At 74.2% G+C, this 14,715-nt stretch carries 12 protein-coding genes; 4 read left to right on the plus strand and 8 right to left on the minus strand.

Features of this window, described 5'->3' with window-relative positions:
- The first annotated feature begins 123 nt into the window (after positions 1–123).
- Genes EBM89_RS03730 through EBM89_RS03740 form a run of 3 tightly spaced genes read left to right on the plus strand, consistent with a single transcriptional unit; the run spans position 124 to position 2,809 of the window.
- Entirely contained in the window at positions 124–1,086 is a 963-nt protein-coding gene (locus tag EBM89_RS03730) for a metal ABC transporter substrate-binding protein (RefSeq protein WP_122148118.1), read from the plus strand.
- Positions 1,083–1,883, plus strand: coding sequence for a metal ABC transporter ATP-binding protein (locus EBM89_RS03735; protein WP_122148131.1), 801 nt, complete (start codon positions 1,083–1,085; stop codon positions 1,881–1,883). The genes EBM89_RS03730 and EBM89_RS03735 overlap by 4 nt, the downstream gene beginning before the upstream one ends.
- Positions 1,884–1,906: 23 nt before the next feature.
- On the plus strand, positions 1,907–2,809 hold the full coding sequence (locus EBM89_RS03740) for a metal ABC transporter permease (RefSeq protein WP_199731965.1): 903 nt from the start codon (positions 1,907–1,909) through the stop codon (positions 2,807–2,809).
- On the opposite strand, the gene EBM89_RS03745 is transcribed toward EBM89_RS03740, so the two are convergent.
- Positions 2,806–3,654: a PRD domain-containing protein gene (locus EBM89_RS03745; protein WP_122148120.1), complete on the minus strand. Its 849-nt coding sequence runs from the start codon at positions 3,652–3,654 to the stop codon at positions 2,806–2,808. The genes EBM89_RS03740 and EBM89_RS03745 overlap by 4 nt on opposite strands.
- Positions 3,655–3,724: 70 nt before the next feature.
- On the minus strand, positions 3,725–5,761 hold the full coding sequence (locus tag EBM89_RS03750; RefSeq protein ID WP_122148121.1) for a glucose PTS transporter subunit IIA: 2,037 nt from the start codon (positions 5,759–5,761) through the stop codon (positions 3,725–3,727).
- Between the two features lie 289 nt (positions 5,762–6,050).
- Between EBM89_RS03750 and EBM89_RS03755 the strand changes: the two genes are divergently transcribed.
- Positions 6,051–6,662: a DedA family protein gene (locus EBM89_RS03755; RefSeq protein ID WP_122148122.1), complete on the plus strand. Its 612-nt coding sequence runs from the start codon at positions 6,051–6,053 to the stop codon at positions 6,660–6,662.
- A gap of 91 nt (positions 6,663–6,753) precedes the next feature.
- Here EBM89_RS03755 and EBM89_RS03760 read toward each other — a convergent pair whose 3' ends face one another.
- From EBM89_RS03760 to EBM89_RS03785, 6 genes are all read right to left on the minus strand, one after another.
- A complete protein-coding gene (locus EBM89_RS03760; RefSeq protein WP_122148132.1) occupies positions 6,754–9,087 on the minus strand; it encodes a penicillin-binding protein in 2,334 nt (777 codons plus the stop codon).
- Positions 9,088–9,198: 111 nt separating this feature from the next.
- Positions 9,199–9,975 (minus strand): isoprenyl transferase, encoded by a 777-nt coding sequence (locus EBM89_RS03765; RefSeq protein ID WP_122148123.1) that lies wholly within the window; start codon positions 9,973–9,975, stop codon positions 9,199–9,201.
- Complete coding sequence (gene recO, locus EBM89_RS03770) at positions 9,975–10,706, minus strand: DNA repair protein RecO (RefSeq protein ID WP_122148133.1); 732 nt, start codon at positions 10,704–10,706, stop codon at positions 9,975–9,977. The genes EBM89_RS03765 and recO overlap by 1 nt, the downstream gene beginning before the upstream one ends.
- Before the next feature lie 207 nt (positions 10,707–10,913).
- Positions 10,914–12,674 (minus strand): 2-isopropylmalate synthase, encoded by a 1,761-nt coding sequence (gene leuA, locus EBM89_RS03775; RefSeq protein WP_122148124.1) that lies wholly within the window; start codon positions 12,672–12,674, stop codon positions 10,914–10,916.
- Between the two features lie 185 nt (positions 12,675–12,859).
- Positions 12,860–14,302, minus strand: coding sequence for an outer membrane protein assembly factor BamB family protein (locus EBM89_RS03780; RefSeq protein WP_122148125.1), 1,443 nt, complete (start codon positions 14,300–14,302; stop codon positions 12,860–12,862).
- 9 nt (positions 14,303–14,311) lie between these two features.
- Positions 14,312–14,715, minus strand: a 404-nt coding sequence (locus tag EBM89_RS03785) for an FHA domain-containing protein (RefSeq protein WP_147463436.1), incomplete at its 5' end; no start/stop codon positions are given.

The following is a 14,715-nucleotide window of genomic DNA, read 5'->3' on the forward strand; positions in this document are numbered from 1 at the left end:
CTGGGTGGTGCGGGGAGGATCGCGGCCCAGGCTACCGGGCGGAGCCCGCCCCGCGCGGTCGGTGCCGAGCCCGTGGTCGGCGCGGGTTTTGACTCTCGTTCTCAACAGGCGGATGATGGCCCGATGCCCCGTCCTCGCCGCACCCTGACCCTCGCCGTGCCCACCGCAGTCGTCGCCGCCCTGGCGCTCGGCGCGTGCTCCTCGGGCGGCTCCGGGGGCTCGGGCGGGACCGGTGACGCGGGGGACGGCATCAGCGTGCTGGCCTCGTTCTACCCGCTGCAGTACGTCACCGAGCAGGTCGGCGGCGACCTCGTCTCCGTGGACTCCCTGACGCCCCCCGGCGCCGAGCCCCACGACCTCGAGCTCTCCCCCGCCCAGGTGGACGAGGTCGGCCGCGCCGACCTGGTCGTGTACCTCTCGCAGTTCCAGGCCGCCGTGGACGACGCCGTCGACGCCAACCCGCCCGCGCACATCGTCGACGCCGCGCAGGACACCGACCTGCACGAGGCCGAGCACGACGAGCACGGCGAGGAGGCCGAGGACCACGCCGAGGACGAGCACGAGCACGGCTCCCTCGACCCGCACTTCTGGCTCGACCCCTCCCGCCTGCCCGCCGTCGCCGACGACGTCGCCGCGCAGCTGTCCGAGATCGACCCGGACAACGCCGCCACCTTCGAGGCCAACGCGGCCGCGTTCACCACGGCGATGACCGACCTCGACACCGAGTACCGCGAGGGCCTGGCGACCTGCGACACCCGGACCATCGTCACCACCCACGAGGCGTTCTCCTACCTCGCCGAGCGCTACGACCTGGAGCAGGTCGGCATCGCGGGCGTCGACCCCGAGGCCGAGCCCTCCCCCGCCCGCCTCGCCGAGGTCGGGCAGGTCGTCCGCGACGAGGGCGTCACCACGATCTTCTTCGAGACCCTCGCCAGCCCGAAGGTCGCCGAGACCCTGGCCGACGAGCTCGGTGTCGACACCGCCGTGCTCGACCCGCTGGAGGGCCTGACCGACGACTCCCAGGACTACGCGTCGATCGCCCGCACCAACCTCGAGACGCTGCGCACGGCGCTGGGGTGCGCGTGACCGGCACGCCGACCGGGGCGGGGACCCCGGCGGTCCTCGCCACGGGGATCGACGTCACGCTCGGCGGGCACCAGATCCTGCAGGGCGTGGACCTGCGCGTCGAGCGCGGCGAGGTCGTCGCGCTGCTCGGCGCCAACGGCTCCGGCAAGTCCACGCTGGTCCGGGCCCTGCTCGGCATCGCCCCGCGCACCGCGGGCGAGGTGCACCTGCTCGGCTCCCGGCTCGGCAACGGCGTGCCCTGGGACCGCGTCGGCTACGTGCCGCAGCGGCTCCCGGTCGGCGCGGGCGTGCCCGCGACCGCCGTCGAGGTCGTCGTCTCCGGCCTGGTGCACGGCCGCACGCTGCGCCCGCCGCGCGACGCCCGCCGCCGGGCGCTGGCCGCGCTGGAGCAGGTCGGCATGGCCGCGCACGCGAAGCGGTCCGTGCTGCAGATGTCCGGCGGCCAGCAGCAGCGCGTGCTGATCGCCCGCGCCCTGGTCCGCGAGCCCGACCTGCTGGTCCTGGACGAGCCGACCTCCGGCATCGACCTGCCCACGCAGGAGACGTTCGTCGCCACCGTCCGCGCCCTGCACGAGCGCGGCGGCACCGTCCTGGTGATCCTGCACGAGCTCGGCTCGTTCGCCGACCTCATCGACCGCGCCGTCGCCCTGCGCCACGGCCGCGTCGTCTACGACGGCCCGCCACCGTCGGCGCGCGGCGAGCACGCCGACCACGCGCACGACCACACCCACCCGCACGCCGACCCCGCCCAGCCCGGCGCGGGCAGCACCGGGCTGTCCATGGAGGTCCTCCCGTGACCTGGTTCGAGACCCTCCAGGCGATGCTCTCCTCGCCGCTCATGCAGCGGGCGCTGCTCGCCGCCGTGCTGGTCGGCGCCGCCGCGCCCGTCGTCGGGACGTTCCTCGTCCAGCGCCGCCTCGCGCTCATGGGCGACGGCATCGGCCACGTCGCCCTCACCGGCGTCGCCCTCGGCTGGCTGGTCGGCACGTGGGCGGGCCTGGTCCCGTCCGACACGCTCGCCGTGCCCGGTGCGGTCGTCGCGTCCGTCGTCGGCGCCACCGCGATCGAGTGGGTGCGCGCCCGGGGCCGCACGTCCGGCGACCTCGCGCTCGCCATCATGTTCTACGGCGGCATCGCCGGGGGCGTGCTGCTGATCAAGCTCGCGGGCGGCACCAACGCCAACCTCGTGTCCTATCTGTTCGGCTCGATCTCCACGGTGTCCACCGCGGACCTGTGGTGGATCGCCGGGCTCGCCGTCGGGGTCCTGCTCGTCGGCCTCGGCCTGCGGCACGCGCTGTTCGCCGTCAGCCACGACGAGGAGTTCGCGCGCGGCTCCGGCCTGCCGGTCACCGCCCTCAACATGGTGGTCGCGACCATGTCCGCGCTCACCGTGACCGTCGCGATGCGCGTCGTCGGGCTGCTGCTGGTCAGCGCGCTGATGATCGTCCCGGTCGCCGTCGCCCAGCTGATCGCGGGGTCGTTCGCGCGCACCATGGCGCTGGCCTCGGCCATCGGCGTCGCCGTCAGCGTCGTCGGCCTGTCCATCACCTACTGGGAGGACGTGCCGCCCGGCGCCACGATCGTGCTGCTCGCCATCGCCCTCTACGCGATGGCGGCGGTCACCCGGCCGCTGTTCGCCGGACGACGACGGGGCGACGCGCCGCACCACGACCCGCACCCCGAGCTCCCCGACGACGTCCAGCTGCCCGTGGCACGCGGCTAGGGAGCCTGCCCCGCGTCCTGCGCGATCCGGGTGATGTGCAGCGCCAGGTACGCCACCTCGTCGTCGCTGAGCGTGGCCCGCAGGCGCAGCTCGACGAGCCGGGCCAGCTGGTCGGCCGTCCGCGCCTCCGCGGGGTACGCCCGCCGGATCGCCTCCCCCACCTCGGAGTGCCGGTGGTCGTCGAGCTGGCGTCCCTGGTGGATGCGGACGAACAGGTACCGCAGGTGGGTGATGAACCGCCCCACGGTCACGCTCCCGGGGACGACCACGACCCCGTGGGCCGCGGCGACGACGTCGAGGAACTGCTGGATCAGCCCGGTCATCGTGTAGCTGTGCGCGAGGTCGCCCGTGGCGACGCCGGCGTTCACCAGGTGCAGCGCCAGCCCGACCGCCTCCGTCCGTGGCAGCGGCACCGGGACGCGCGCGTTGATCGCGGCGAGGAGCGTCGTGGCCTGGGCGTGCTCCTCGCCGTACAGCGTCGTCACCTCGGCGAGCAGCGGGTACTCGACCACCTGCCCCGCCCGGGCCCGCTCGAGGGCGAGCCCGACGTGGTCCGCCATGGCGACCACGAGCGCGGGGCGTGCGGCGAGGCGCTCGAGCCCGACCTCCACCAGCGCCTCGCTGACCAGCTGCACGTGCTCGGGCGGGATGCCCGCGAGCAGCCCCGCGAGGTGGTCGGGGTCCCGACCGTCGTCCGGGCGGAACACCCGCACGACCCGCTCCTGCACGACCCGGGAACCCGGCTTCGCCTGGAAGCCGAGCCCGCGACCGGTGAGGATCACCTCGGTCCCGGAGTCGTCGCGGGCGAGCACCAGGTTGTTGTTGAACACGCGGAGCACCTCCACGGCGCCCTCCCCTCGTCCAGGTCGGGGACCGTCGCGGGGCGCGTGCCCCGCGACGGTCCGGTGCGGCTGGTCAGGCCTCGACGTCGATGACCGTGTCCCCACGCCCGGCCGTGCCGGGTCCGTGCGGGGTGACCGCCGTGAGCGCGCGGGAGTTGAGCACGGTCACGAGCGTGGTGGTCGCGAACCCGGCGGCCCGCACCGCGTCCAGGTCGACGGTGGCGAGCGCGTCGCCCGCGGCCACCCGCTGCCCGACCTCGACCGCGACGGCGAAGCCGGCGCCCGCCATCTGCACCGTGTCGACGCCGACGTGCACCAGCACCTCGACACCGTCGTCCGTGCGGATGCCGAACGCGTGCCCCGTGTCGGCCACGGTCACCAGCTCGCCCGCGACCGGGGCGACGACCGTGCCGTCGACCGGGACGATGCCGACCCCGTCGCCCAGCGCGAGCGACGAGAACACGGGGTCGCCGCAGTCCGCGAGCGCGACGACCTCCCCCGCCACCGGGGCGCCGACGGCGGTCGTGACGGCGACGGTCGCCCCGACGGGGCCGGGACCGCCGGAGCGAGCCGCGCCCGACCCGGGCGTCGGCGTGGCCGCGACGGCCAGCGCGAGGTCGGCCTCCGCCTGCTCCCGCGCCGCGCGGGCCTCGGCGCGCTGCTCCGGGGTCCGGTAGTCCGAGAGGACGACCAGCAGCATCGACACCGCGAAGGCCGCGGCGACCGCGATGACGTAGGTGGGGATCGGGTCGAACACGGGGATCGTCAGCAGCGAGGTGAACGCGAAGGCGTTCGTGTCCACGCCCCCCGCGAGGCCGATGATGAGGCCACCCACGAGGCAGCCGACGAGCATGCGGGGGTAGATCCGCTTGAACCGCAGGTGGATGCCGTACAGCGACGGCTCGGAGATGCCGCCGAGCAGACCGGCGGCCAGCGCACCCGTCGCGGTCTGGCGCATCTGCACGTCGCGGTCCCGGACGGACAGCAGCAGGACGCCGGCGGTCGCGCCGAAGCACGCGAAGTTCCACGCGCCCATGGGGCCCTGGATGAAGTCGTAGCCGAGGGTGTTCAGGTTGACCAGCATCAGCGCGTTCAGCGGCCAGTGCAGACCGAGCGGCACCAGGAACGGGTACAGCAGCGGGATCACGATCGCGAACACGAGCGGGGCGTTGCCGTTCAGCCAGGCGAGCGCGTCACCGAGCCCGGAACCGAGCCACACCCCGAGCGGGCCGAGCAGGAACGCGGTCACCGGGATCATCACGACCATGGACAGCGCCGGGACGAAGACCATCTGCACGTTCTCGGGGAACACCCGCTTGAGCCCGCGGTAGAGCGGCGCCAGCACCGCGACCATGATCAGCGGGACGAAGACCTGGCCGCCGTACTCGTTCAGCTGCAGCGGCAGGCCGAGCACGTCCGCGACGCAGGCGGTGGTGCCGAGGGTGTCGTTCGTGGTGCAGACCGTGCTCGCCGCGGAGCTCAGGCTCAGGAACTCCGGTGTCATCACCGCGGCCATCACCGTCGCCCCCAGCCACGGGTCGACCTGGAGCTTCTTCGCGGCGTTGTACGCCACCATGATCGGCAGGAAGTAGAAGACCCCGCGCCACATCGCGTCGACGAACACCCAGGTGGCCGGCTTGTCGTCGGCCCGGAAGTCGACGACGCCCAGCGCGTCGAGCACGGCCGCGGTCGCGATGATGAGGGACGCCCCGAGCAGCACCCCGAGCAGCGGGCGGAACGAGTCCGACAGGTACTCGAACACCGCGTCCAGCCACGCGACGCGACCGCGCCCCCGGGACCGCGCCGCCGCCTTGACCTCGGCGTCGGAGGCGCGCCCCGTGCCGACGCCCGCCATCGACGGCAGGTGGGTGATCTGGGTGAACACGGTCTGGACCGCACCCCCGACCACGACCTGGTAGCGGTCACCGGACTGCGGCACCGCCCCCAGCACCCCCGGCACGGCTTCCAGGGCGGCGCGGTCGACCTGCCCGGCGTCGCGGAGCTCGAACCGCAGCCGGGTGGCGCAGTGGGTCAGGCTCAGCACGTTCGCCGGTCCGCCGACCGCCTCGATGATGGCTTCTGCTCGGTCACGCGTCGTCGCGGACGTCATCTGGTACTCCCTCGTAGCATCTGTCCGCCGGTGTCCGGGCACAAAAAAGACCTGAGTCGCAGCGCAGCGGCTCAGGTCTTGCCCCGCGACAACAGCGGGTAACAACCCTGGTGATCGAACGACTCAGGTTCGCGCGGCGACTGTACCGAGCCGTGCACCGAGCCCCCGTGGGACCTTCGTCCCGAATCGGGCAGACCGTCGCGCACGCTGAGCACCCACCACGTGACGTCGCACTCATCTGCGGTCCTGTCCCGGGGGTGAGGGTCCCCTCACTCGTAGACTCGACCCCGTGAGCGAGACGGCGGCGACGTACGGCATGGGCGGGTGGCCCTTCTGGGCCGTCATCGTCGGGCTGTTCGTCATCGTCATGGCGCGCTCGCACCTGTTCTACTGGCTCGGCCGGAGCGTCGCCGGCGGCGCGACCCGCCTCGCGGAGCGGTCGACGCCGGCCCTCGCGCCTGCGGCGGGCCAGAGGCCGCACGTCGAGGGCGCGCCCGCGGCCGAGCGCTCCGCGCTCCCCCTGCCGCACCGGCCGGACGACGACCGGACCGGCGTCGGGGCCTCCGTCCTGCGGCTCGCGCACACCCCGGGCGCGCAGCGCGGGCTCGCGCTCGTGCACCGGTTCGGGCCGTTCGCGGTGACGCTCGCCTACCTCACCGTCGGCGTGCAGACCGCCGTGTTCGTCGGCTCCGGCCTGCTCCGGATGCCCTACCCACGGTTCCTCGTCGCGTCCGTGCCGGGCAGCGTCGCGTGGGCGTTCATCTGGGGCACCATCGGGCTCGGCGCGTTCTGGGCCGCCGCACGCCTCGCCGCCGCGTCCCCGTGGGCGCTCGCCGCCGCGGTGCTCCTGCTGGCCGCAGCCGCCGTGGCGATCACCCACCACCGCCGCACCCGCCGCTGACCCGGCAGCCCTCGCCCGCGAGGTCGAGGGGTTCCCGCGAGGTCGAGGGGTTCCGGACCACCGATCCGGGGAAACCCTCGACCTCGCGGGGTCAGCCGCGGGAGAGGTAGAGCGTGACGGTGGTGCCGGGGTCCGCGCTGCCGATCCGGCTCTGGGTCGCGACGGTGCCCGCCGGGAGGGTGGACGACGTGCTCCCCGCGACGAACGGCTCGAAGCCCGCATCCCGGATCGCCGCGACGGCAGACGCCTCGTCCTGCCCGATCACGGACGGGACGGTGCCCGCGGCGCTGCCCGTGCCCGTCGCGTCCGCCCGCGACGGCGCGGCGAACCCGGGGTTCGGCTCCCCGTCCGCGAGGGCCTGGTCCATGAACCGCTTCCAGGACGCCCCGGCGAGGGTCGCGCCGTAGACGTAGCGGATGCGCTTGCCGTCGACCACCACGTTCTGCATCGGCGTGAACGAGTCCGGGTACCCGGCCCAGGTCGCGGCGGCGAGCCGGGGCGTGTACCCGACGAACCAGGTCTGCTCGTTGCGGCTCGTCGTGCCGGTCTTGCCCGCGGCGGGGTACGAGGGCGTGCCGAGCTCGCGTCCGGTGCCCTGCCAGACGCCGCCGAGCGCGTCGTTCAGCTGCGCGGCCACCTGGGGGTCGATCGCCTGCCGGCACCCCGCGTCCGGGACGGGCAGCTCCGCGCCGTCGCGGTCCTGCACCCGGGTGATCGCGATCGGCGCGCAGTACAGGCCGTCCGCCGCGAACGCGGCGTACGCCCCGGCGAGCGCCAGGGGCGTCGTCGAGTCGGAGCCGAGGACGTTGGCCGCGAAGGCGTCGAACGGCTCGCCCTCCCGGGCGCGCGAGGACTGCGTGACGCCGAGGTCGGCCGCGCCGTCCATGATGTCGCAGAGGTCGAGCTCCATGGCCATCGAGACGTAGGCCAGGTTCACGGAGCGACGGGTCGCCTCCCGCACCGTCATCGTCCCGGAGGCGGCACCCTCGGCGTTGCCCACGCGCCAGGACTGGCTCGAGAGCCGCGACCCGCACGCGGTGAACTGGTTGGTGTTCACGGTGCGGGGCGTCCCGTCGACGCGGCGCTCGAGGCCCTTGCCCTGGCGCAGCCACTCCAGCAGCGTGAACGGCTTGAACGTGGAGCCCGGCGCGAACCCGCCCGAGCCGCCGTAGGAGTACGAGGTGTTGTAGTTCACCGACACGTGCCGGTCGGCCGCCTCGGCGGTGTTGTCGAAGACGCGGTTCTGCGCCATCGCGAGGATCTTGCCGCTGCCAGGCTGGACGACCGACATCGCCGAGCCCACGCCCGAGCGGTCCTCGACGGGGACGCCTCGCTTGACCTCCTCGTCGGCGAGCGTCTGCAACCGGGGGTCGAGCGTCGTGGTGATGACGAGCCCGCCGCGGTACAGCAGGTCCTCCCGCTCCTCGGGGGTCTCACCGAAGGCGGGGTCGTGCCGGATGACGTGCGCCACGTAGTCGCAGAAGAACCCCGAGCCCGCGACGACCTCGTCCGCGGACATGCAGCCGCTGCGCGCCTCGCTGACGTGCAGCGTGTCGGCCAGCGGGGTGGCCACCGCCGCGTCGTGCTCCGCCGGGGTGATGTACTCCTGGTCGCGCAGCAGCATGAGCACCGTGTCGCGGCGTTGCTGCGTCGCCTCGGGGTGGCGCGTGGGGTCGAGCGCCGTCGGGCTCTGCGTGATCCCGGCGATCGTCGCGGACTCCACCAGGTCGAGGTCGGCGGCGGGCTTGCTGAAGTACCGCTGGGCCGCCGACTCCACGCCGTAGATCCCCGCGCCGAACGGCGCGATGTTGAGGTAGGCCTCGAGGATCTCGTTCTTGGAGAGCTCCTTCTCCAGCGCGATCGCGAGGCGCGCCTCGCGGAGCTTGCGCGCGTACCCGGCGGTGCCGTGGGACTCGCTGGCGGCCCGCGCGCTCTCGGCGTCGCCGTCCCGGACCGAGCGGTCGACGAGGACGTTCTTCACGTACTGCTGGGTCAGGGTCGAGCCGCCCTGCACGCCGTCGTCGCCGAGCTGGTTGCGGACCACCGCGCGCAGCATCCCCGCGGGGTCCACGCCGCCGTGCTGGAAGAACCGCCGGTCCTCGGTGGCCACCACCGCGTCCCGGAGGTGCTGGGCGACGTCCGCCAGCGGGACGACCACCCGGTTCTCGGCGAAGAACTCCGCGAGGGCGGTGCCGTCCGCCGCGAGCATGGTCGACCGCTGGGACAGCGGACGGCGCTCGAGGTGGGCGGGCAGGTCCTCGAGGACCTCCTCCGCCGAGTCGGTCGCGGTCCGGGCCGCCGCGACGCCCGGCATCAGCAGCCCGGCGACGACGATCCCGCCGACCCCCGACGCGAGCAGGAAGGACAGCAGCAGCGCGAGCACCTGCGCGGGGGTCGCGTGCCGCCGCGGATCGGGAACAGCCATCCGCACACGGTAGGAACGCCGGACCCGCACGGCCGACACCCGCGGCAACCGCGTAGGTGCTGCGGTGACGACCTCCGGGACACCCCGTGAAGACCCGGTGCGCGGGGTCGGCTAGGTCGTCGCGGGCTGGTCCACGGCCCCGCCGTAGCGGCGGTCCCGGCGGGCGTAGGTCTCGACCGCGCGCCACAGGTGCCGCCGGTCGACGTCCGGCCACGGCTCGTCGAGGAACACCATCTCCGCGTACGCGGCCTGCCAGATCATGAAGTTCGACGTCCGCTGCTCGCCGGAGGAGCGCAGGAACAGGTCGACGTCCGGCAGGTCGGGCTCGTCCAGGTACCGCTGGACCGTCTTCTCGGACACCTTGTCCGCCTTGAGGCGGCCGGCGGCGACGTCCTGCGCGATGGCCTTGGCGGCGTCGGCGATCTCGGCCCGGCCGCCGTAGTTGACGCACATCGTCAGCGTGCAGGTCGTGTTGCCGGCGGTCAGCCGCTCCGCCTCCTCGAGCTCCGAGATGACGGACCGCCACAGCCGCGGCCGCCGCCCCGCCCAGCGCACCCGCACGCCCCAGTCGTTCATCACGTCCCGACGGCGGCGCAGCACGTCCCGGTTGAAGCCCATGAGGAAGCGCACCTCCTCGGGCGACCGCGACCAGTTCTCCGTGGAGAACGCGTACGCCGACACGTGCGTCACGCCGACCTCGATGGCCCCGGCGACGACGTCGAGCAGCGACGCCTCCCCCGCGGCGTGCCCCGCGGTGCGCGGCAGACCCCGGGCGTTGGCCCAGCGGCCGTTGCCGTCCATGACGATCGCGACGTGCTTCGGCACGAGCTCCTTCGGGAGCACGGGCGGGCGGGCCCCGCTCGGGTGCGGGGGCGGCGGAACCGGCATCAGACCCTCTCGACCAGCGGCAGCGAGCGCAGCGTGCGCTCCAGGTGGAACTGCGAGTACGCGGAGACCATCCCGTTGCCCTCCTTGCGGTGCCGCTCGGCGGACGCGTCCGCCACGGCCCAGTCCCCGGCGAGCAGGGCGGCGAGCAGCCGGAACGTCTCCGGGGCGGGCGCGGTCGCGCCGGGCGGACGGCACGCCCCGCAGACGGCACCGCCCTGCGCGACCGCGAACGAGTGGTGCGGGCCCGGGCGACCGCAGCGTGCGCAGTCGGTGAACGACGGGGCCCAGCCCGCGATGGCGAGCGCGCGCAGCAGGTAGGAGTCGAGCACCAGGCCCGGCGCGTGGTCGCGCTGCGCGAGCGCCCGCACCGCCCCGACCAGCAGCCAGTACTGCTGGACGGCGGGCTCGCGCTCGGCCTCGACCAGCCGCTCGGCGGTCTCCAGCATCACGGTGCCCGCCGTGTACAGCGCGTAGTCCTCGCACACCGGCCGCCCGTAGGCGCCCAGCGTCTCGACCTGGGTGACGACGTCGAGGTTGCGGCCCGTGTTCAGCTGCACGTCGATGTGCATGAACGGCTCCAGCCGCGACCCGAACCGCGAGGTCGTCCGGCGCACGCCCTTGCCGACCGCGCGGACCTTGCCGTGGGTGCGGGTCAGGAGGGTGACGATCCGGTCCGCCTCCCCGAGCTTGTGGGTGCGCAGCACGATCGCCTCGTCGCGGTAGAGGCTCACGTGCACCATTGTCCCCCGTCCCGCCGACACCGGCGCGCAGGTGGACGGAGTGTTCGCCGTCCGCGTGCGGCACCCACCCGCCACGCGCACACCCCGGACGTGCAGGCGCCCGGTCCCGCGCGCGCCGGTGGGCGCTGGCGTGCGGGACCGGGCGCCTCGGGGCCGGTCAGGGGTGGCGACCGCCCCGTCCTGGGGCGCGCAGCCGGGTCAGGCGGCGGCGGAGTCGCGCTGCGCGCGGTTGACGGCGGAGATGATCGCCTTGAGGGAGGCCGTCGTGATCGACGGGTCGATGCCGACGCCCCACAGGGTCCGGTCGCCGACGGCGCACTCGACGTACGCGGCGGCGGTCGCGTCACCACCGGCGGACAGGGCGTGCTCGGCGTAGTCGAGCACCTGCACCTGCACGCCGACCTGGCCGAGCGCCGCGACGAACGCCGCGATCGGGCCGTTGCCGGACGCCTCGACGGTGCGGTCCGCGCCGTCCTCGACGAGGTCCACCGCGAGGGTGTCGGGGCCCTCCTCGGCGCTGGTGGTCCGGGTGCCGCGCAGCGCGTACCGGCCCCACGGCGCGAGGTCGGACCCCGCCTCGACCGGCAGGTACTCGTCGGTGAAGATCGACCACAGCACGTCCGCGGTGACCTCGGAGCCGTGCGCGTCGGTGAACTTCTGCACGACCTGCGAGAACTCGATCTGCAGGCGGCGCGGCAGGTCCAGGTCGCGCTCGGACTTCATCAGGTAGCTGATGCCGCCCTTCCCGGACTGCGAGTTGACCCGGATGATCGCCTCGTACGACCGGCCCAGGTCCTTCGGGTCGATCGGCAGGTACGGCACCGCCCACGCGATGTCGTCGACCGTCTTCCCCTCGGCCTCGGCGGTGACCGCCATGGCGTCCAGACCCTTCTTGATCGCGTCCTGGTGCGACCCGGAGAACGCGGTGAAGACCAGGTCGCCGCCGTACGGGTGCCGCTCGGCGACGGGCATCTGGTTGCAGTACTCCACGACGCGCCGGACGTGCGCGATGTCGCTGAAGTCGATCTGCGGGTCCACGCCCTGGCTGAACAGGTTCATGCCGAGGGTCACCAGGCAGACGTTGCCGGTGCGCTCCCCGTTGCCGAACAGGCAGCCCTCGATGCGGTCCGCCCCGGCCAGGTAGCCCAGCTCCGCGGCCGCGACGCCGGTGCCGCGGTCGTTGTGCGGGTGCAGGGACAGCACGACGTTCTCGCGGTGGTTCAGGTGCCGGCTCATCCACTCGATGGAGTCGGCGTAGACGTTCGGCGTCGCCATCTCGACCGTGGCGGGCAGGTTGATGATCACCGGGCGGTCGGGGGTCGGCTCGAAGACGTCCAGCACGGCGTTGCAGATCCGCACCGCGAACTCCAGCTCGGTGCCGGTGTACGACTCCGGGGAGTACTCGTAGAACACCTCGGTGCCGGGGACGGTCTCCTCGTACTTCTTGCACAGGTGCGCGCCCTGGACGGCGATGTCGACGATGCCGTCCTCGTCGGACCGGAACACGACCTCGCGCTGCAGCACCGACGTCGAGTTGTACAGGTGCACGATGGCCTGCTTGGCCCCGGAGATGGCCTCGTAGGTCCGCTCGATGAGGTGCTCGCGCGCCTGCGTCAGGACCTGGATCACGACGTCGTCGGGGATGCGGTCCTCCTCGATCAGCATCCGCACGAAGTCGAAGTCGGTCTGCGAGGCCGACGGGAAGCCGACCTCGATCTCCTTGTAGCCCATCTGCACCAGCAGCTCGAACATGGCGAGCTTGCGGGCGGCGTTCATCGGCTCGATCAGCGCCTGGTTGCCGTCGCGCAGGTCGACGGCGCACCAGCGCGGAGCCTGCGTGATCGTCTTCGTCGGCCAGGTGCGGTCCGGCAGCTCGACGCGGATCTGGTCGGCGAACGGGCGGTACTTGTGCACCGGCATGCCGGACGGCTGCTGGGCGGTGCGGGAGTGGTAGCTCATCGGAGGTCCTTCGCTTCGCGGGTGCTGGGGGTCAGCCGGCGCACCGAACACCGCGACGAGGATCCGGCCTGATCAGGCCTCGTCGCGGCAGCGAAGAAGGAGGCTGCGGGTCGTGAGCACATCTGCACCATACTCCGCACCCCCGGACGCCCCGCAACCGCTCACGATGCGGACACCCGCCGCGCTCAGCGCAGGAGCAGCAGGTCCTCGCGCGTGCGGACCAGCAGGTGGCCCCCCAGGGCGCTGACCTCGCGGACGTCGTCGGGCAGCGGCACGGTCCACAGCAGCCGCCCGTCGGCCAGCCCGCGCGCCTCGACCGTCTGCCGTCCCTGCCCCGAGCGTCCCGGGCCGAGCACCACCTCGCCGTCCGTGACCGGCGACCACCACATCAGCCCGCGTTCCGGCGTCTGCCACGCCACCTGCCCGGTCCGCGCGTCGACCACCTGGTAGCCGTCGACCCCGAGCAGCAGCAGCCGACCGGCCACCTGCGTGCGCGGCGTCCGGTAGGTGTCCAGGCGCCACAGCTCGTCCCCGTCGGGCAGCGACCGGCCGACGACCGTGCCGCCCTCGTCCAGCACCACCAGGTCGTCCGGGGCGCCGTCGGTCGCGGTGAGCGCCGGGAACAGCGCCCGGTCGGTGAACAGGGGCTCCCCCTGCCCGTCGCGCACCGTCACCCCGGCACCCCCGGTCCAGGTCGCGAACACCTCCTCGCCGAGCGACCCCACGGAGAACGACGCGGGCGGCGAGGACGCGAGCAGGCTGCCGTCCCGGACGTCGAGCACCGTCGCCGTCCACCCCTGCACCAGCACGAACTCGGGCGTCACCCGCAGGTCCGCGCCCGACACGATGCCCGAGCGCAACCGCATGGGGTCGTCCGCCCGGTGCGACCACCGCAGCGCCCCCGTCGTCCCGTCGTGGCGGGAGACGCGCGCCCGACCGTCCTCGTCGACGTGCAGCAGGACCAGGTCGTCCGCGACCCGCCCGGCGCCGACCAGCCGGCCCGACGTCGACCAGGACCCCAGCGGCGCGCCGGTGGCGGCGTCCAGGGCCAGCACCCGCGCCCAGCGCCGCGCGGGCGCGGGCACGGGCGCGTCCGCAACCACGTCCCGCGGCTGCCGGGGCTCGGGCGGCGGCTCCACCACGCACAGCAGCACGCCCCCGACGTCGCCCCCGCCGTGCGGGCAGGACGTCAGCGGCCGGGTCCCCGCGACGGCGCCCAGGTCCCGGTCCCAGCGGGTCTCCCCCGACGCCACGTCGTGCGCGACCAACCCGAACCGGCGGTCCCGCACCGCGGCCACCACGAGGACGTCCCCCGCCGCGACGACGTCGTCCGTCCGCGCGGCGGGCACCCGCCACCGCGTCCAGGGAGGGCCGTCGAGCGCCGCGAGCATCCCCGCGGGCACCGCGACGCGTTCCTCGACCGACGAGACCCGCCCGGCCACCTCGACCGCGGCCAGCGCCACGACCGCGCACACCGCCACCGCCCACCAGCGCCGCCGGCGGCCCTGGCCGCGCGGCGGGGCCGTCACCCGCGGGGCCTCCCGGGGCCGCACCGGGGCGCGACCGACGCCAGCGACGTCGACGACCTCGACGTCCTGCATCGTCGCAGCAGACCGCGGGCGGCCCATGCGGCCAGCCTAGACGCGCACCCCCACGGAGAGCGAGAGGTCGCCGAAGGCCACCAGCGACCCGTCGGTGAGCCGCACCCGACGGTCCGGCATGCACACGATCCGCTGCCCGTCACCGAGCGTCACGAGGGTGCCGTTGGTCGAGCCGCGGTCCACGACCCACGGACCGTTCTCGTCCACACCCAGCATCAGGTGCGTCTTGGAGACCGACCGGCTCGGGTCCGCCACCGGCGCGACCCGCACGCCCGGCAGCGCGTCGGGGTTCCGACCCACCAGCAGCGGGACGTCCAGCGGCGCGGGCGTGCCGTCCGGCAGCCGCACCCACCAGTCGGCGGCGGCCGGGGCGGCCGCGGCCGCGGGGAACACCTCGGGCGGCAGCGGCGCGGGGTCCGCCGGGGACCCGGGCCACGACG

Source organism: Cellulomonas triticagri (genome assembly GCF_003696205.1).
Taxonomy (GTDB): Bacteria; Actinomycetota; Actinomycetes; order Actinomycetales; family Cellulomonadaceae; genus Cellulomonas; species Cellulomonas triticagri.

What these genes read in the sequence shown, in the direction of transcription:
- EBM89_RS03730 (WP_122148118.1), top strand. Translation starts at nt 124, where the DNA reads ATGCCCCGTCCTCGCCGCACCCTGACCCTCGCCGTGCCCACCGCAGTC.
- EBM89_RS03740 (WP_199731965.1), top strand. Translation starts at nt 1,907, where the DNA reads ATGCTCTCCTCGCCGCTCATGCAGCGGGCGCTGCTCGCCGCCGTGCTG.
- EBM89_RS03750 (WP_122148121.1), bottom strand. Translation starts at nt 5,761, where the DNA reads ATGACGTCCGCGACGACGCGTGACCGAGCAGAAGCCATCATCGAGGCG.
- EBM89_RS03760 (WP_122148132.1), bottom strand. Translation starts at nt 9,087, where the DNA reads ATGGCTGTTCCCGATCCGCGGCGGCACGCGACCCCCGCGCAGGTGCTC.
- EBM89_RS03765 (WP_122148123.1), bottom strand. Translation starts at nt 9,975, where the DNA reads ATGCCGGTTCCGCCGCCCCCGCACCCGAGCGGGGCCCGCCCGCCCGTG.
- leuA (WP_122148124.1), bottom strand. Translation starts at nt 12,674, where the DNA reads ATGAGCTACCACTCCCGCACCGCCCAGCAGCCGTCCGGCATGCCGGTG.
- EBM89_RS03780 (WP_122148125.1), bottom strand. Translation starts at nt 14,302, where the DNA reads ATGGGCCGCCCGCGGTCTGCTGCGACGATGCAGGACGTCGAGGTCGTC.